General features: G+C 67.8%; 17 protein-coding genes. All 17 read left to right on the top strand.

What is annotated here, in order from left to right:
- Nucleotides 1-2: 2 nt before the first annotated feature.
- Nucleotides 3-1,235 (top strand): threonine ammonia-lyase, encoded by a 1,233-nt coding sequence (gene ilvA, locus ACZ45O_RS13475; protein ID WP_464853689.1) that lies wholly within the window; start codon nt 3-5, stop codon nt 1,233-1,235.
- A 12-nt stretch (nt 1,236-1,247) separates the two neighbouring features.
- Nucleotides 1,248-1,478, top strand: coding sequence for a hypothetical protein (locus ACZ45O_RS13470; RefSeq protein ID WP_464853687.1), 231 nt, complete (start codon nt 1,248-1,250; stop codon nt 1,476-1,478).
- 196 nt (nt 1,479-1,674) lie between these two features.
- Nucleotides 1,675-2,229 (top strand): SpoVG family protein, encoded by a 555-nt coding sequence (locus ACZ45O_RS13465; protein ID WP_464853685.1) that lies wholly within the window; start codon nt 1,675-1,677, stop codon nt 2,227-2,229.
- A gap of 111 nt (nt 2,230-2,340) precedes the next feature.
- A complete protein-coding gene (gene glmU / locus ACZ45O_RS13460) occupies nt 2,341-3,756 on the top strand; it encodes a bifunctional UDP-N-acetylglucosamine diphosphorylase/glucosamine-1-phosphate N-acetyltransferase GlmU (RefSeq protein WP_464853683.1) in 1,416 nt (471 codons plus the stop codon).
- Nucleotides 3,757-3,758: 2 nt separating this feature from the next.
- Nucleotides 3,759-4,724, top strand: coding sequence for a ribose-phosphate diphosphokinase (locus tag ACZ45O_RS13455; RefSeq protein WP_464853682.1), 966 nt, complete (start codon nt 3,759-3,761; stop codon nt 4,722-4,724).
- Nucleotides 4,725-4,849: 125 nt separating this feature from the next.
- Nucleotides 4,850-5,419 (top strand): aminoacyl-tRNA hydrolase, encoded by a 570-nt coding sequence (gene pth / locus ACZ45O_RS13450; protein ID WP_464853680.1) that lies wholly within the window; start codon nt 4,850-4,852, stop codon nt 5,417-5,419.
- A 23-nt stretch (nt 5,420-5,442) separates the two neighbouring features.
- The gene (locus ACZ45O_RS13445; RefSeq protein ID WP_464857761.1) at nt 5,443-5,874 is read left to right on the top strand and encodes a nucleoside recognition domain-containing protein; all 432 of its coding nucleotides are present in this window, start codon (nt 5,443-5,445) and stop codon (nt 5,872-5,874) included.
- Complete coding sequence (locus tag ACZ45O_RS13440; protein WP_464853678.1) at nt 5,871-6,350, top strand: nucleoside recognition domain-containing protein; 480 nt, start codon at nt 5,871-5,873, stop codon at nt 6,348-6,350. Before ACZ45O_RS13445 ends, ACZ45O_RS13440 begins: the two co-directional genes overlap by 4 nt.
- A 159-nt stretch (nt 6,351-6,509) precedes the next feature.
- Entirely contained in the window at nt 6,510-10,208 is a 3,699-nt protein-coding gene (gene mfd, locus ACZ45O_RS13435) for a transcription-repair coupling factor (RefSeq protein ID WP_464853676.1), read from the top strand.
- A 204-nt stretch (nt 10,209-10,412) separates the two neighbouring features.
- Nucleotides 10,413-10,973, top strand: a complete 561-nt coding sequence (gene spoVT / locus ACZ45O_RS13430) for a stage V sporulation protein T (protein ID WP_464853674.1) — start codon at nt 10,413-10,415, stop codon at nt 10,971-10,973.
- A gap of 148 nt (nt 10,974-11,121) precedes the next feature.
- Complete coding sequence (locus ACZ45O_RS13425) at nt 11,122-12,795, top strand: putative polysaccharide biosynthesis protein (protein WP_464853672.1); 1,674 nt, start codon at nt 11,122-11,124, stop codon at nt 12,793-12,795.
- A gap of 11 nt (nt 12,796-12,806) precedes the next feature.
- Nucleotides 12,807-14,417, top strand: a complete 1,611-nt coding sequence (locus ACZ45O_RS13420) for a putative polysaccharide biosynthesis protein (RefSeq protein ID WP_464853670.1) — start codon at nt 12,807-12,809, stop codon at nt 14,415-14,417.
- Between the two features lie 14 nt (nt 14,418-14,431).
- On the top strand, nt 14,432-15,532 hold the full coding sequence (gene mazG, locus ACZ45O_RS13415) for a nucleoside triphosphate pyrophosphohydrolase (protein ID WP_464853668.1): 1,101 nt from the start codon (nt 14,432-14,434) through the stop codon (nt 15,530-15,532).
- An 89-nt stretch (nt 15,533-15,621) separates the two neighbouring features.
- Nucleotides 15,622-15,891, top strand: a complete 270-nt coding sequence (locus ACZ45O_RS13410) for an HU family DNA-binding protein (protein ID WP_011197343.1) — start codon at nt 15,622-15,624, stop codon at nt 15,889-15,891.
- A gap of 61 nt (nt 15,892-15,952) precedes the next feature.
- Nucleotides 15,953-16,246 carry an RNA-binding S4 domain-containing protein gene (locus ACZ45O_RS13405; protein ID WP_464853667.1) on the top strand — a complete coding sequence of 98 codons (294 nt, stop codon included), beginning with the start codon at nt 15,953-15,955 and terminating at the stop codon, nt 16,244-16,246.
- 118 nt (nt 16,247-16,364) lie between these two features.
- Nucleotides 16,365-16,700 (top strand): sporulation protein YabP, encoded by a 336-nt coding sequence (yabP, locus tag ACZ45O_RS13400; RefSeq protein ID WP_464853665.1) that lies wholly within the window; start codon nt 16,365-16,367, stop codon nt 16,698-16,700.
- Between the two features lie 47 nt (nt 16,701-16,747).
- Entirely contained in the window at nt 16,748-17,266 is a 519-nt protein-coding gene (yabQ, locus tag ACZ45O_RS13395) for a spore cortex biosynthesis protein YabQ (RefSeq protein WP_464857759.1), read from the top strand.
- Nucleotides 17,267-17,271 lie beyond the last annotated feature (5 nt).

Here is a 17,271-nt window from a genome sequence, read left to right as displayed (position 1 = left end):
GCTTGACCGTAACCATCGCAGACATTGAACGGGCACGCACCCTGCTGGAAGGACACATCAAGCGGACCCCCATTCTTCAGAGCCCCGGCATCAGCGCACAACTGGGGCTTCCGGTCTACCTGAAAGCCGAGAACCTGCAGCGCGCCGGTTCGTTTAAGGTGCGCGGGGCCCTGAACAAGATCCACTCGCTGACGGACGATGAGAAGGCCCGAGGCGTCATCGCGGCGTCAGCGGGCAATCACGCCCAGGGCGTGGCCCTGGCGGCCAGCAGTCTGGGCATCCGCTCGGTCATCTGCATGCCGGAGGGCGCCCCGATCTCAAAGCTGGAGGCAACGCAGAACTACGGCGCGCAGGTGGTCCTGCACGGCGACACCTACGACGACGCCTACCAGAAGGCGCTGGAGCTGCAGGCTGAGCACGGCTACACGTTCATGCACGGTTTCGATGACCCGTACACGATCGCCGGGCAGGGCACGGTGGCCCTGGAGATCCTGGAGGACCTGCCCGAGGTCAAGACGGTGGTGGCGCCCATCGGCGGCGGCGGCCTGATGGCGGGCGTCGCTCTGGCGGTCAAGTCCCGCCGGCCGGACGTGCGGGTCGTGGGTGTTCAGGCGTCCGGCGCCCCGGCGGTCTTCCTCAGCCAGCAGCAGGGGAAGCTGGTGGCGACCGACTCGGTGCACACCATCGCCGACGGCATCGCCATCAAGCAGCCCGGCGAGCTGTGCTGGCAGATCATTCGGGAGCACGTCGACGACATCGTGCTGGTCGAGGAGGAGGAGATCGCCCAGTCGATCCTGTACCTCCTGGAGCGCGCAAAGGTGATCGTGGAGGGCGCCGGCGCGGTGGGCATGGCCGCGCTCCTCGGCGACAAGATCGCCGACGTGGAGGGGCCCGTCTGTGTCGTGCTGTCGGGCGGGAACATCGATGTCAACATCATCTCCCGCATCATCGAGCGCGGACTCGTGAAGGCGGGACGGTACATCCGGCTCTCCACCTTCGTGCCTGACCGGCCCGGCGGGCTGCAGCAGCTGCTCGCCACCGTGGCGCAGGCCGGCGCCAACGTGATTGATGTGCACCACGAGCGCTGGCTCAGCAAGGTTTCCATCGGCGAGGTGGAGATCAACCTGTCCCTGGAGACGCGCAACGCCCGCCATGTAGATGAGATTCTCGCCGTCTTGAAGGCGAGAGGTTACCGCGTTTGGATCATCCCGCCGTATCGTCCGAGCGAGTGGTAGGAGGTGTGAGTGATGGCGCATCGGCCGGCCTGGTGGTTCCGGAACGTGGCGGCCGCCGGACTCGTGGTCGCGGTGGCCATGGTCCCGGTCGTCGTGGCGCTGCTGAGCGGCAGCCTGCCGCTCTGGCTCCACATCCCGCTGATTGGGCTGGCCCTCACGTTGCTGGCGCTGGGGTCCGCCGCAGCGGGGGTTGCTGCCGTCGAGTTCCGGCATCGGCGGCAGCCCGTGAAGAGTGGGGAGTAGCCGGGCGTCGTGCCGGACAGGGGAGATGATGAAGGAGGGAGGCTTCGGCCTCCCTCCTTCGCGTATGTTCGCCTGAACGGGAACGGGCAGCCGAGTCTGCGAACATTTGCACGGTATTTTCCGCTCCGCCTGGGAGGAATAACCTGGGAAAACAGAGAACTACTTCCACACAGACTCGGTAGGGAGGTACTGAAGCATGAGGATCACGAACGTCCGGATCAACCAGCTCGTGGGGGAAGGCAAGGTCAAGGCCCTGGTGACGGTCGTCTTTGACGGGGTGCTGACGGTGACGGACTTGAAAGTGGTGGAGGGGTCGAAGGGGCTCTTCGTCTCCATGCCCAGCCGGAAGAACAAGGACGGGGCGTGGCGCGACATCGTCTACCCCTGCACCGCGGAGATGCGGCAGGCGATTCAGAGCGCGGTGCTCGGCGCTTACGACGCCATGGCGAAGAGCGAGGTGGCGGCGCCGGAGGGCCTGGACGGAGAGGTGGAGATCGCCGCGGACCCGGCGCCGGTCGGGCAGCCGAACGGCGTGCAGCCGCTGGGTGGGCACCCGCCGGTCGGACAGCCGATCCCCGGACAGCCGAGGAGCCCGCAGTTGCCTGCCTGGCAGCCGCCCGCGCTGCAGAGCGGCAGTGAAGAGCCTGAACTGCCGTGGGAGTCGTGCGACGAGGGCGCCATGGCGTCGCAGGAAGACGCCGGGGACCGGGAACTGGTCGCCGTGGGGGGCGAGGCGCTGCGTGAGGGTTAGGCCAGGGGCCTGATCGGGCCCGGCACAGGGGGATGTGCCGGGCCATTTTTCCTTGTTTCGTCTGTCGCCTGTGGTATAATGGCTGCGGATTGAACCGGGGGGAGGGATCCCATGTCGGACATCACCGCCATCTTGCTCGCTGCAGGCCACGGAACCCGGATGAAATCGGATCTTATCAAGGTGATGCACCCGATCGCAGGCAAGCCCATGATTGGCCACATTGTGGACAACATGCGGCGGGCCGGGCTGGACGACATCGTGGTCGTCGTCGGATACCAGCAGGAGCGGATCCGTGCCTACCTGGGAGATCGCGTGCGGTACGCCGTGCAGTCTGAGCAACTGGGAACGGGCCATGCCGTTCTGCAGGCGGCCGACCTGATCGACGAGACCGAGGGCGGCCACGTGCTGGTGATGTACGGCGACAACCCGTTCATCGGCCCAGAGCTGATTCAGAAGCTGATCCGGGCGCACGCTGAGGTCGACGCGGCCGTCACGCTGCTGACGGCCGAGGTCGCTGACCCCGGATCTCTGGGCCGGATTCTGCGCGACCCGGAAACGGGCGCTTTTCTGGGCAGTGTCGAATTCAAGGACGCGACGCCGGAGCAGCGGCGCATCCGGGAGATCTGGCCTGGCGTCGCGCTGTTCCGCCGGAAGGGCTTCACGGCCCTCCTGCGCCGGCTCGACCGGAACAACGCGCAGCGCGAGTATTACCTCCCCCAGGCGTGGGAGATCCTGCTGCGGGAGGGGGAGAAGGTGCAGGCCCTGCTGGCCGCTTCCGAGGAGGAGGCGCTGGCGCCCAACGACCGGGTGGAGCTGGCCCGGGCCGAGGCAAGGCTGCGCAGGCTGATCAACGAGCGTCACATGCGCAACGGGGTCACCATCATCAACCCCGACGCGACCTACATCGACGAGGACGTGGAGATCGGGCGCGACACGGTGATCTGGCCCTTCACCTTCATCCACGGCAAGACCGTGATCGGCCCCAACTGCAAGATCGGGCCGATGACCACCATCGTCTCCTCGACGGTGGAGGCGGGCTCGACGGTGGAGCAGTCGGTCGTCGAGGAGTCCTACGTGGGCCCCGGCTGCCGCATCGGCCCCATGGCTCACCTGCGCCCCGGCTGCGAGCTCGAGGGCGAAGCGGAGATCGGCAACTACGCCGAGTTGAAGAAGGCGAAGGTGGGCCGTGGCGTGAAGTGCCACCACCACGCCTATCTGGGAGATGCCGCCATCGGCGCCGGAGCCAACATCGGCGCCGGCACGATCACCGCAAACTACAACGGCGTTGAGAAGTTCAGGACTGAGATCGGCAGCGGCGCCTTCATCGGCACGAACGTCAACCTCATCGCCCCGATCACTGTTGGAGATGGCGCGCTGATCGCTGCGGGCTCCACGGTGGGCCCGAGAACCGAGATCCCGGCCGATGCGCTGGTGGTGGAACGGGCGCAGGCGGTCATCAAGGAAGGCCGCGCCGCCAGCCTGAAGGAGGCCTGGCGGCAGCGCAAGAAGAAGAGGGAGGGCGTTTAGCCGTGGTATCGTACCGTGACCGTAAGCTCAAGATTTTCTCCGGAAACGCAAACCTCCCACTGGCCAGGGCGATTGCGGAACACATGGGGATCAGCCTCGGCAACATGAACGTCGGCCGCTTCTCCAACGGCGAGATCCGGGTAGACATCAACGAGTCGGTGCGGGGAACGGACTGCTTCGTCATCCAATCCGGGGTCCATCCCGTGAACGAGAACGTGATGGAGCTGCTCGTCATCGGCGATGCCCTCCGGCGGGCCAGCGCCCGCCGGATCACCGCGGTGGTGCCCCACTTCCCCTACGCCAGGCAGGACCGCAAGGCCAGGGGGCGTGAGCCCATCACGGCCAAGCTGATGGCGAACCTGATCACCATGGCGGGCTTCCGCCGCCTTCTCACCATCGACCTGCACGCCGCGCAGATCCAGGGCTTCTTCGACACGCCGGTGGACCACCTGCACGCCGGCCCGCTTATTGCGAACTACTTCCGGAACAAGGGCCTGAAGAACGCCGTGGTGGTCTCGCCCGACACCGGCGGGGTGCCCCGGGCCCGGGACCTGGCCGAGCGGCTGGGCGTCGGGCTGGCGATCATCGACAAGCGGCGGCCGGAGCCCAACGTCTCCGAAGTGATGAACATCATCGGTAACGTCGAGGGCAAGGCGGCCATCATGGTGGACGACCTGATCGACACGGCCGGCACCATCGTCAGCGGTGCGCAGGCGCTGCTGGAGCGCGGGGCCACCGAGGTCTATGCCGCCTGCACGCACCCCGTGTTCAGCGGCCCGGCCTACGAACGGCTGGCGGCCAGCCCCTTCAAGGAGATCGTGGTCACCGACACGATCCCGGTGGACACTGAAAAGCTTGGGGACAAGATTCGGGTGGTCTCCGTGGCGCCGCTCCTGGGGAAGGCCATCATCCGCATTCACGAAGACCTCTCCGTATCCAAGATCTTCGAAGAAGAGCCCCGGCTGTAGCGATTGGCCCGCCACGGCATCCCGGTTCACTCCGGGGTGCCGTTCCCTTATGGTCCGCGGTTTTCCGCGGACGGGGACTGTGGTAAAGTAAACCGTATCGACCCCCGTGTAAGGAGACAGGGAGCATGGCAAAGCTCATCGTCGGCCTCGGCAACCCGGGCGCCCGGTATGCCGCCACCCGGCACAACATCGGCTGGATGCTGCTGGACGCGTTCGCCCGCAAGCACGGGGTGGCTGTGGAGCAGCGCGGCTTTCAGGGGCTGTACGGCGAGCTGCGCTGGGGACCGGAGGCCGAAAAGGTACTTCTGCTGAAACCGCTCACCTATATGAACCTCAGCGGACGGTCGGTGGCCCAGGCCGCCCGCTTCTATCGCGTTAATCCTGCCGACATCCTGGTCCTCTTTGACGACCTGGACCTGGAGGTGGGGCGGCTTCGCCTGCGGGCCAAGGGCAGCGCGGGCGGGCACAACGGCGTGAAGTCCGTCATCGCGGAGCTGGGCACGACGGAGTTTCCCCGCCTGAAGATCGGGATCGGACGCCCGGCGCCGGGCTGGGAGGTCACCGACTGGGTGCTGGCGCCGTTCGGCGCCGAGGATGCCGCGGCGGTGGCCGCCGTGCTGCCGCGGGCGGTCGAGGCGGTGGAGTGCTTCCTCACCGACGGCATTCTGGCGGCGATGAACCGTTATAATGCATAGCGAGAGAGGGATTCGCGTTGGATGTGGCTGCGTCGGTCAAGCGGGGAACGCGGGCAGGCCTCCTGGTGCTGTGGGAACTGGCCAAGGTGATCGTGCCGGCCGTCATGCTCATCCACGTGCTGGAGAAAAGCGGCTGGCTGGGCCGCATTTCCGACTGGCTGGAGCCGGTGATGGGGATCTTCGGGCTGTCGGGTGAGGCGGCCCTGGCCCTGGTTTCGGCCAACCTTTCCACCATTTACGCCGGTCTGGGCGTTGCGGTGGCCCTCGGGCTGCCCGCCCGGGAGACGACGATACTGGCTGCGATGATGATGATCAACCACTCGGCCATTTCGGAGACCGCCCTGGTGGCCAAGGCCGGGGCCCGGGCCGGGTGGGTGCTGCTCACCCGCACCGTCACCATGGCGGTTGTGGCATTGCTGCTCAACTGGCTGCTGCCTGGGGGTGGTGCGGCATGATGTGGCTGACGTGGCTGTGGGAAGGGCTGCTCTCCGGAGTGTTGGAAGTTGCCCGGCTCTGGTGGCTGGTTCTGCTGTTCATCGGCATCCAGTTCCTGAAGGACGGGGGCTGGCTGACGCGGGCATCGCGCTACATGGCGCCTGTGCTCCGCCCGCTGCGGCTCCCCGGGGAAGCGGGACTGCCCATCGCCGCCGGGCTCGGCATCGGCCTCACCTACGGCGCCGGCATCCTGATTCAGACGGCGCGGGAGGGGCGGCTCAGCCGGGATGAACTGACCGTCATGTGCATCTTCCTGGGCATCTGCCACGCCATCTTTGAGGAGACGGTGCTGTTCGCCGCGGTGGGGGCCAACGGTCTCCTGCTCCTGGCCATTCGCTTTGCCACGGCGGCCGTGGCCGGCTGGCTGGCGGCGCGGGCCTGGCTGCAGCCCGCCGCTGTGGCGGCGCAGATGCAGAGCGATGCCCGAATCCGCTAGGCGCATAGGCTGCTGTGCCGAAGGTCAGACTTCCGCGCAGCGACCCGGGCTGTAGCCCCGCATGCGGGGTTAGAGCCCTTACTCGCCGTGCCCCGCGTCTGGGGAAGGCCGCCGGCGGCTCCGTCGGCGGCGGGCGGCCATTTTACGGGAGGTTTCCCTATGTCCAGTGAGACGCTGCTTCAGGTTCTTCAGGCCTCGCCGGAGTTCAGTTCGCTGTACGAAGGGCTCAGGCGGGGCTTTGCTGAGCAGATGGTGTACGGAGTGGCCGGCTCCATGAAGAGCGCGTTCCTCGCCGCGCTCCGGGAGCGCACGGGCCGGCCCGCCCTTGTGATCACCGCCACGATTCAGCAGGCGGAGCGGTTCCGCGAGGACCTGGAAACCTGGCTGCCGGATCAGGACGTGGTGCTCTTCCCCCCGATGGAGTACCTGCCCTTCGAGGTGATGGCGCACTCACCCGAGGTGGTGAGCCAGCGGCTGGCGGTGCTGGAGCGGCTGGCGCGGGGCGAGAGCCTGATCGTGGTGGCGCCTGCTGCGGCGCTCTACCGGAGCCTTACGCCGCATGCGGTCTTTCAGCAGTCGCTGCTCACGCTGGAGCCCGGGTCGATGATCGGGCGGGATGCGCTGGTGGCCCGCCTGGTGCGGCAGGGGTACGAGCGGGTGGACATGGTGGAGTCCAAGGGGCACGTCGCGGTGCGGGGCGAGATCGTCGACCTCTTCCCTCTGGCGGGCGAGTACCCCCTGCGGGTGGCCTTCTGGGGCGACGAGATCGACGAGATCCGGCGCTTCGACCCGGCGACCCAGCGCACGGTGGAGCGGGTGGACTCGGTCTCGGTGGGGCCGGCCCGGGAGTTCATCCTGCCGGAGGGCGGGATCGAGCGGGCCATCGAGCGGATCAGGAAGGACCTGACCGAGACCGTGGCCCGGCTTCGGCGCATTCAGGAGCGGGAGGCGGCCTCCCGGGCGGCCGAGGCGGAGGCGGAGGCCGATCAGGGCCAGAAGGCCGGCGGCAGGCGGAAGCGCAAGGCTGCGCCCAAGCTGCCCTTGGATGCGGTGGACGCCGCGCAGAAGCTGGAGGACCGCGTGGAGGGCCACCTGGCCAAGCTTCAGGAGGAGATCTACTTCCCCGGGCTGGAGCAATACGCCAACTTCTTCTACGACAAGCTGGAGACGCTCATCGACTACTTTCCCGAGCGGCCGCTGATCCTCATCGATGAGCCGGCGCGGATTCGGGACGCCAGCATGGAGGTGGCCGGCCGCGAGGCGGATCGGCAGGCGTCGATGATGGAGCGCGGCCATCTGCTGCCGGGCCAGCTGGGGCTCTACCTGGGCTACCAGGAGCTCTTCCAGCGGTGCCGCCAGGGCAGCGCGATCTACTTCAGCGCCCTGGGGCGGGGTCTCCCCGGCATCCGGCCCGCCAACGAGGTGGGGCTCTCGGCCACGGCGGTGCAGGAGTTCCACGGGCAGTGGCCGCTCTTCGAGGAGGAGCTGAAGCGCTGGAAGAAGCAGGGCTTCCGCATTGTGATCCTGGTGGGCACGGAGGAGCGGCAGCGGCGCATCCGGGAGCTGCTGCAGGAGGCCGACGTGGAGAGCGGCGCGGGCGGGCCCGGCAGCCAGGTCGCCGTGCCGCTCCCCGGCGCCGTCTGGGTCGGCGTGGGGAGCGTGGAGGGTGGCTTCCAGTGGCCCGGGCAGCGGCTGGTGGTCGTCACCGACCGGGAGATTCAGGGGCGCCAGCGGCGCCGGCGCCGCCGGGCGGGCGTCCACGGGACGGCGGGGGCCTCCGGGCGGCAGGCCGCGCGCATCGCCAGCTACCAGGACCTGCAGGTGGGCGACTACGTGGTGCACGCCACCCACGGGATCGGCCGGTACCTTGGCGTCCGCTCCGAGACGATTCTGGGCTCGACCCGGGACTACCTGGTCATCCAGTACGAGGGCTCGGACCGTCTGAAGATCCCCACCGAGCAGGTGGACCAGATCCAGAAGTACATCGGCGCGGAGGGGCACGAGCCGCGGATCAACCGGCTGGGCGGCGGCGAGTGGGCCAAGGTGAAGAGCCGGGTCAAGGAGTCGATCCGGGAGATGGCCGCGGAGCTGCTCAGGCTGGCGGCCCTCAGGGAGACGCTGCCGGGCACGGCCTTCCCGCCCGACACCGTGTGGCAGCGGGAGTTTGAGGACGCCTTCCCCTACGAGGAGACCCCGGACCAGCTCACCGCCATCGCGGAGATCAAGGCGGACATGGAGAAGCCGCGGCCCATGGACCGGCTGCTCCTGGGCGACGTGGGCTACGGCAAGACCGAGGTGGCGCTGCGGGCGGCGTTCAAGGCGGCGACCGCCGGCAAGCAGGTGGCCTTCCTGGTTCCCACCACGATCCTGGCGCAGCAGCACTACGCCACCTGCAAGAGCCGGATGGAGGGCTTCCCCATCAACGTGGCGGTGCTCAACCGCTTCAAGAGCCCGAGGGAGCAGGCCGAGATCATCAAAGGGCTGGCCGATGGGCGCATCGACGTGGTCATCGGAACGCACCGGCTGCTCTCGGACGACGTGAAGTTCAAGGACCTGGGGCTGCTCATCGTGGACGAGGAGCAGCGCTTCGGCGTGGCGCACAAGGAGAAGATCAAGCAGCTCCGGGCCAACGTCGACGTGCTGACGCTTTCGGCGACGCCGATTCCCCGCACCCTGCACATGGCGATGGTGGGGATGCGGGACATGTCGGTGATCACCACGCCGCCGGAGGACCGGTATCCGGTGGAGACGTTCGTCGCGGAGTATGACGAGGCGCTGATCCAGGATGCGATCGGGCGGGAGCTTTCCCGTGGCGGGCAGGTCTTCTTCGTGCACAACCGCATCCAGACCCTGGACAAGGTGGCTGCCCGCCTGCACCAACTGGTGCCTGAGGCGCGGATTGCGGTCGCACACGGGCAGATGCCGGAGGACCGGCTGGAGCAGATCCTGCTGGACTTCATGGACGGCGAGTACGACGTGCTGGTGGCCACCACCATCATCGAGAACGGGATCGATATTCCGCAGGTGAACACCATTATTGTCGATGATGCCGACCATATGGGGCTGAGCCAGCTGTACCAGCTCCGCGGGCGCGTGGGCCGCTCCAACCGGCTGGCGTACGCCTACTTCCTGTACAAGCGTGACAAGGTCCTCACCGAGGCCTCGGAGAAGCGGCTGCGGGCCATCAAGGACTTCACGGAGCTGGGCTCCGGGTTCAAGATCGCCATGCGCGACCTGGAGATCCGCGGCGCCGGCAACATCCTGGGGCCGGAGCAGCACGGGTTCATCATCAGCGTGGGGTTCGACCTCTACACCCAGCTCCTGGAGGAGGCGGTGCGGGAGCTGAAGGGCGAGCCGGCCCCCGAGCCGGAGGTGCAGGCGAACATCGAACTGCAGGTGGACGCCTTCATCTCGGACCAATACGTGCCCGACGCCCGGCAGAAGATCGACGCCTACAAGCGGATTATCGCCATCCGTTCGCTGGGCGACGTGGAGGACGTGGCCGACGAGTTGGTCGACCGGTTCGGGTCGCTGCCCGACCCGGTGAAGAACCTGCTGGACATCGCGCGGCTGAGGGTGCACTGCAACCGGCTCGGCATCACGTCGATCGCGCAGATGCGGGACCGGGTGACGGTGAAGTTCCTGCCGTCGGCGGCGCGGCAGTTTCCCTTCGACAGGCTGGTGTTCCTCAACCGCAGGGGGGAGTTCCGTGGCCGCATCGAGGCGCCGCGCAGCCTGAAGGCCACGAGCTTCGGGGTGAAGGTGCACGGCCTGGACGCCCGGTCGATGCTGCGCATGCTGCTGCTCCTCATGGAGCAGCTCCGCGAGGAGATGGCGCCGACGGCGGCGCGCGGATAGGGCGTTACGAGTGCGGCACCCGTCAGCAGCCGGCGGGTGCCGCTATTGCCTGCGCAGGAGATGCCTGTGATTCCACATCCTGCATATACTGTCACCGGAACGCCCCGTGGGGCGGGGCTGCCAAAATGTGAATAGGGGCTGGAAGGGGTGCCGTATACTATCGGCAGTCGAGCCGAAGTCGCTGCCTACAGAGGAGGGTTGTACTTGAAGGCCACAGGCATAGTCAGACGCATCGATGACCTGGGCCGGGTTGTCATCCCCAAAGAGATCCGTAGAACCCTTCGGATCCGGGAAGGCGACCCCCTGGAGATCTTTGTCGATCGCGATGGCGAAGTGATCCTCAAGAAGTACTCGCCGATCGGGGAGCTGGGGGAGTTCGCCAAGGAGTACGCCGACTCTCTCTACGAGGCTATCGGGCATACTGCACTGATTGCCGACCGGGACACGATTATCGCCGTAGCCGGAGCGCCCAAGAAGGAGTTCCTCAACAAGCCCATCGGTTCGATTGTGGAACGATCCATGGAGGAGCGCCGCTCGATCGTTGTGACCCGGGCAGGTGAGGGCAAGCAGCGGGGATCGATCATCGGCGATGATGAGGACGAGAACCGCATCCCTGTGTACGTAGTTGCCCCCATCGTGGCCGGGGGCGACCCCATCGGCGCCGTGATCATCTGCTCACGGGAGGCCGATGCCACCATGACCGACACGGAGATCAAGCTTGCGGAAACCGCCGCCGGTTTTCTCGCTAAACAGATGGAGCAATAGCAGGGAAACCCGCCGTTCAGGAGCAGCTGGCCTGCTCCTGAACGTCTTTGTCTGTGCCGGGGGGCGCTGCCCTTTACGGCAGGGTTCTGGTGAGATACCATAGGAAAGATTAAGCGGTCTCACTGGAACCGACGACAGGGGGGCAAGCATGCAGGCGCGCAAAGGCGAATCGTTTCTGCACGGGGCGTTCGTTCTCACCCTGGCCACCCTGATCACCCGGCTCCTGGGACTGCTGTACAAGCCGCTGGTCGCCCGCATCTTCGCTCCGTTTGACGGGCGCGGCGGGGCGGTGGGACTCGGCCTGACGCAGGTGCCGGTCACCACCTACCAGATCGTCCTTTCGTTCACCTCCGTCGGCCTGAACGTGGGCATTGCCAGACTGGTAGCCGAGCGGATGGCTCTGGGCGATGCGCACGGCGCCCGGCGGGTGTTCCGCTCGGCCCTGGCCTTGATGGCCGGCCTGGGGCTGGCGGGCGCGGCCGCCTTCTTCTTGGGGGCGCCGTGGATCGCCCGGGCGATCTCACCGGAGGTGCTGGAGGCCGCCCCCGGCTTCCGGGCGATGGCCCCGGCCCTCTTCATCACGTCGGTCCTGGCCGCCTACCGGGGGCTCTTCCAGGGTTTTCAGCAGATGACCCCCACCGCCGTGTCGCAGATCGTCGAGCAGGTGGTGCGCGTGGGCGCCGGCGCGGCGCTCACCTGGGCACTGGTGCGGGTCTCCGTGCCCATGGGGGCGGCGGGGTTCAACCTGGGGGATGTGTTCGGCGCCGCTGCGGCCCTGGTGTACATGCTGATCCTGTCCGCGCGCAGGGGCCCGGCGCTCTGGCACGCGGAGCAGGCGGCCGCGGAGGGGCCGGGGACGCTGTCCGGCCCCGCACTGGACGCTGCCCGGGCGCCCGGTGCGGCCAGGAGGGACCGGCTGCCCCGGGGCCTCAGGCTGTACGGCCGCATCTTCGCGGTGGCGGCGCCGATCACCATCGTCGGGGCGGTCGTGCCGCTCATGATGATGGCCGACGCACTGTTCGTCTTCCGCGCTCTTTCCGCCGCGGGCGTCACCGGGATCGACGCCCAGGAGCAGTACGGGCTGCTCACCAACGTCTTCATGATCGCCAACCTGCCGGCCATCATCTCGACGGCCGTCTACACCGCTGTTCTGCCTGCCCTGGCCAGCGCCTCTGCCCTCGGCCGGCTCGCCGACGCCCGCCGGAAGGCCCGGCAGGCGTACCGCATCACCTTCCTCCTGGGCATCCCTGCGCAGGCGGGCATCTGGGCCCTGGCGACGGGCATCTACCGGCTGATCTACGGCGCGCCCACGGGCGGCCCGGCGCTGGAAGCCATGGCCTGGGCCGTCTTCCCGATCATGCTGCAGCAGACCACCTCGGGCGTGCTGCAGGGCATGGGGCGCATCGGTCTGCCGGTGCGGAACTTTGTGCTGGGGGCCGGGGTCAAAATTGCGCTGACTGCGTTGTGGACAGGCCCTCACGGCATCGCCGGGGCCGCCTGGGCCACGGCCGTCGGCTTCGGCGCGGCGGCGGCCCTGAACCTGGTGGATGTGGAGCGGCACCTGGGGCGGACGCTCCAGACCCGCAGCATGCTCTGGAAGCCGCTGGGGGCCAGCCTGGCCATGGTCGGCTTGCTGCGGCTCATGCAACCGTACGTGCCGCCGGGAAACCCGGGCCTTCTCCTGGCCATTGCCGCAGGGGCGGCGGTATACGGGCTGACGCTGCTCCTGGTGGGTGGTGTGCACCGCCGGGATGTGGCCGCGATTCCCCGGTTCGGGCCGCGGCTCGTGGCTATCCTCGGCCGCACCCGGCTCCTGCGATAGGGGGTTATTCGTTGCAGCAGACCAGATCGGAGGGATTTGTGCGAGGCGCCCTGCTGATCACGGCAGGATCCCTCATCTCCCGCATACTCGGCGTCTTCTACCGCCCCGTCGCCCAGATACCCCTGGGTGAGGACGGGCTCGCCATGGTGTCGCCGCCGAACGCGCCCTACATGCTCATCCTGGCCATCTCATCCACCGGGCTGAACGTCGCCGTCTCCCGCCTGGTCTCGCAGCGGCTGGCGGTGGGCGATCTGCGCGGGGCGAGGCGGGTGGTGCGCCTCTCCAGCACCGTGCTCGGCATCGGCGGGGTGATCTTCAGCCTGCTCTTCGCCTTCGCGGCGCCGTGGATGGCGCGGGTGCAGGGCTTTCCTGAGGCCACGCCCGGCTTCCTGGCGCTGGCCCCGGCGATCCTGATGGTCACCCTGGAGGTCTCGCTGCGGGGGCTCTACCAGGGCATGCAGCAGATGCGGCCCGCCGCGATGACGATGGTGATCGAGCAACTGGGGCGCGTCATCATCGGCCTCGCCGGCGTTTTCCTGCTCACCCCCATCGCGCTGAACCTGGGGGCGGCCGCCTTCAACGCGGGCAACACCGTCGGCGTGTTTCTCGGGCTGGTCTACGTGGTCTACATCTACATGCGTGATCGGCCCATGAAGAACTGGACGACGGTGGCCCCGGGGGTGGAGTCGTGGGAGAAGCTGAGCACCTGGCAGCTGATGCGCGAGATCCTCGCCATCGCCATGCCGCTCTCCTTCCTGGGCGCCGTGCTGCCGCTGACCCAGCTCGCGGACACGGCCCTCATCACCAACCGGCTCATCGACGCCGGCACCGATGTCGCGGAGGCGAAGCGGGCCCTCAGCTACATCACCAACGCGACGCAGCTCCGGGACCTGCCCATCATCTTCGCCCAGGCCCTGTATGTTTCGCTGATTCCGGCCATCAGCGAGTCGATGGCCCTTGGGCGGGTGGAGCAGGCCCGGCACCGCTCGGCCGCCGCGATGCGGCTGACCTGGCTGATCGGCCTTCCGGCCACCATCGGTCTGGTGGCGGCAGGCCGCGACGCCTACGGCGTGCTCTTCACCGGCCCTGGCCACTACGTGATGGCGCCGCTGGGCTGGTCGACGATTTTCCTCATGCTGCAGCAGACGTCGTCGGGCATCCTACAAGGGCTGGGCCTGATCTGGCTCTCGGTTTGGAACCAGCTTCTGGGCGTGCTGGTCAAGATCGTGCTGACCTGGTGGTGGACCGGGGTGCCGGCCCTGGGCGCCAAGGGGGCGGCCTGGGCGACCACCGTGGGCTTCTTCCTGTCGGCGGGACTGAACCTCCTGGCGCTGCGCCGCCGGTTCGGCCTGGGGCTCGGGGTCCGGGCGAACATCCTCCGCCCGCTGACCGCCTCGGCCCTGATGGCCGTCGCGCTGGTGTGGGTCAGCCCGCTGCTGCGCTCTGCCATCGGGTGGGCGCGCCTCTCGGGGCTCGCGGTCATCTCCGTCGGCGTGCTGGTCTATGGCCTCGCCCTGCTGGCCCTGGGCGGGATTCGGCGGGCCGACCTGGAGCTGGTGCCGGGCATGTCGCCCGCGATGGTGGACCGGCTTACACGATTGCGGCTGCTGCGCGACACATAAGGGGGACCACGGCTATGGACGACCTGCTGCGCATGTTTCAGATCGATCTCGCGGAGGGGCTGGAGGTGCGCTCAGCCGGACGGCTGCAGGACTGGGCCGGGCCCACGGGCCTGCCCCTGGTGATCCGCGACATCCCGCCTGACGGCCTGGGCGCCGTGCAGCGCGCGCTGCGCCGGCATTTCCCCCCTTCGCACCCGGTGAAGGTGCATGCCCAGGGGCGCGTGCACCAGATTGCCCTGGATGGTTTGACAGGGCAGAAGTGGGGAGAATACCGGATAGACCTGTTCCTGCCTCCTCTGGCGCAGGCTTCGCCGGGGCGGTGGCCGCTGGACCCGCTGGTGGACGTGATGGCGCGGCTGCGCGCGCCGGATGGCTGCCCCTGGGACCGGGAGCAGACCCATGAGTCGCTCCGGCGCTATATGCTGGAAGAGGCCTACGAGGCGGTGGAGGCCATCGACGAAGGCGACCCCGGCCACCTGTGCGAGGAACTGGGCGACGTGCTCCTTCAGGTGGTCTTCCATGCGCAGATCGCCCGGGAGGCGGGCCGCTTCGACATGCGGGACGTGATCGCGGGCATCACCGAGAAGCTGATCCGCCGCCACCCGCACGTGTTCGGCGATGCGGCGGCGGAGACGGCGGAGGAGGTCACCCGCCGGTGGGACGCCATCAAACAGGCCGAGCGCGGCGGGCAGCGGGCTGAATCCGTGGTCAGCGGGGTGTCCCGGGCCCTGCCGGCGCTCTCCCGGGCCTGCGAACTGCAGAAGCGGGCCGCCGCAGTCGGCTTCGACTGGGACGACGCCCGGGGGCCCGCGGAGAAGGTGCGGGAGGAACTGGACGAGGTGCTGGCGGCCGGACCGGACGACCGGGAGTCTGAGGTGGGCGACCTGCTGTTTGCGGCGGTCAATCTGGCCCGGAAGCTGAAGGTCGACCCAGAGGTGGCCCTTACCCGGGCGAACGCCAAGTTTGAGAAGCGCTTCCGGTATGTGGAAGAACGGCTCGCCGCGAAGGGGCTGCATCCCGCCGACGTAGGCCTTTCGGAGATGGATGCGCTGTGGGAAGAAGGCAAACGGGTCGAACTTCGGAAAAAATATAGGGGAAAACAACGACACTCGTAAAGGAAATGGAAGGAGTTCCGCAAACCTGCGCCGAATACGGCTCAGCGGGAATCATACCCAATTCTGACCTCGAAAGGGGAGACCGATTCTTGAACAAGCAGGATCTGGTCGCAAGTGTTGCCGAAAAGTCCGGTCTGACCAAGAAGGATGCGGAGAAGGCGCTGAATGCGGTTGTGGAGTCCATCAAGGAGGCCCTGAAGAAGGGAGACAAGGTCTCGCTCGTCGGCTTCGGCACGTTTGAGGTTCGCAACCGGGCTGCCCGTTCGGGTCGCAACCCCCAGACCGGTGAGCCGATCAAGATTCCTGCGGGCAAGGTGCCTGCCTTCCGCCCGGGCAAGGAGCTGAAGGAGAGCGTATAGGCCAAGACGGTTGGGCCGGACCCTGCAACGGGGTCCGGTCTTCGTGTAAGGAGCGGTTTTCATGCGAATCGACAAGTTCCTGAAGGTGTCGCGGATCATTAAGCGGCGCACGCTTGCGAAAGAGGTCTGCGATGCCGGACGGGTGCAGATCAACGGCAGACCGGCCAAGGCCGGGACCGAGGTGAAGCCGGGGGACACGGTCTTCATCGATTTCGGCCGGCGACAGCTGACGGTGAGGGTGGTGGAGGTGCGCGAGCACGTGCGCGCCGCGGAGGCAAGGGAGCTCTACGAGGTGGTCTCGGAGGAGTTCAAACCCGACAGCGTTCTGCCCCACCTGGAGGACGACCCTGAATAGCGGAGAGCCGTGCGGACCGCCGGAAGGGCGGTCCTTTTCTTACATAATGCACCTGAGTGCGGCATAGGGATGGGACAGGTTCCCCGGTTTCGGGGGGTGCAGAGGAGGTCGGTCACAGGTGGAGGAGCGGACGCCGTACCGGACGGAGGGCAGGAGCCCCGGTATGGGCGAGCAGCCGGCAAGCAGCCACTCCCTCAGTATTGCCAACCGGGAGCGGGTGCAGATCACCGGCGTGGTCGCCGTGGACAGCTTCGACGACGAAGAGGTGAATCTGGAGACGGAGATGGGGCTGCTGACGATTCGGGGTGAGGATCTGCAGATCAAGCAGCTGGACCTGGAGAAGGGCGAGTTCGAGATCGAGGGCTTTGTCTCGGGCCTGCAGTACGCCAGCCCGCGGCAGCGGAGCGGCCGACAGCCGCGCGGCCGGTCATTCCTGGAGCGGCTGCTCAGGTAGCGGATGGGCACGGGCAGTCGGGGCGAGGGGGCGGTCCGGTGCTGCGGATGGAGCTTCAGTTCTACGCGCTCTTCATGACGGTGCTCAGCGGCATCGGGGTCGGCCTGCTGTTCGACCTGCTCAGGGCGGTCAGGCGGTTCCTGCGCCCAGGGCCGCTGCTGGCGGCCCTGGGGGATCTGCTTTTCTGGGGCGCGGCCACGGCGATGGTCGGCACCGGCCTGTTCCTGGGCAACTGGGGCGAGTACCGGCTCTATGTGCTGGTCGGCCTCCTGATCGGCCTGTTGCTCTACTACGCGCTCGCGAGTCCGACCGTGCTCTGGCTGGCCGACGGCCTCCTGCGCGCGGTGGCCTGGGCGCTCCACCTGCTCTGGGAGCTGTTTCTCCGGCTGCTCTGGCTCCCGCTGCTGGCCCTGGCGGGGCTGCTGCAGCGCGGGGCGCAGTGGTCCGGATCCTGGCTGGCCCGGCAGCTCCGGGGGCCGTACCGCTGGCTGCGGCTCCACTATCTGCTTACCAAACGGCGCGTCCGGCGCGCGCTCAGGCGCTGGCTGCGGGGGCAAAGAAAATGAAGTTT

This window comes from Symbiobacterium turbinis (assembly GCF_055383075.1).
The sequence above is the reverse complement of the archived record's forward strand: the minus strand, read 5'-3'. Positions and strand labels throughout refer to the sequence as shown.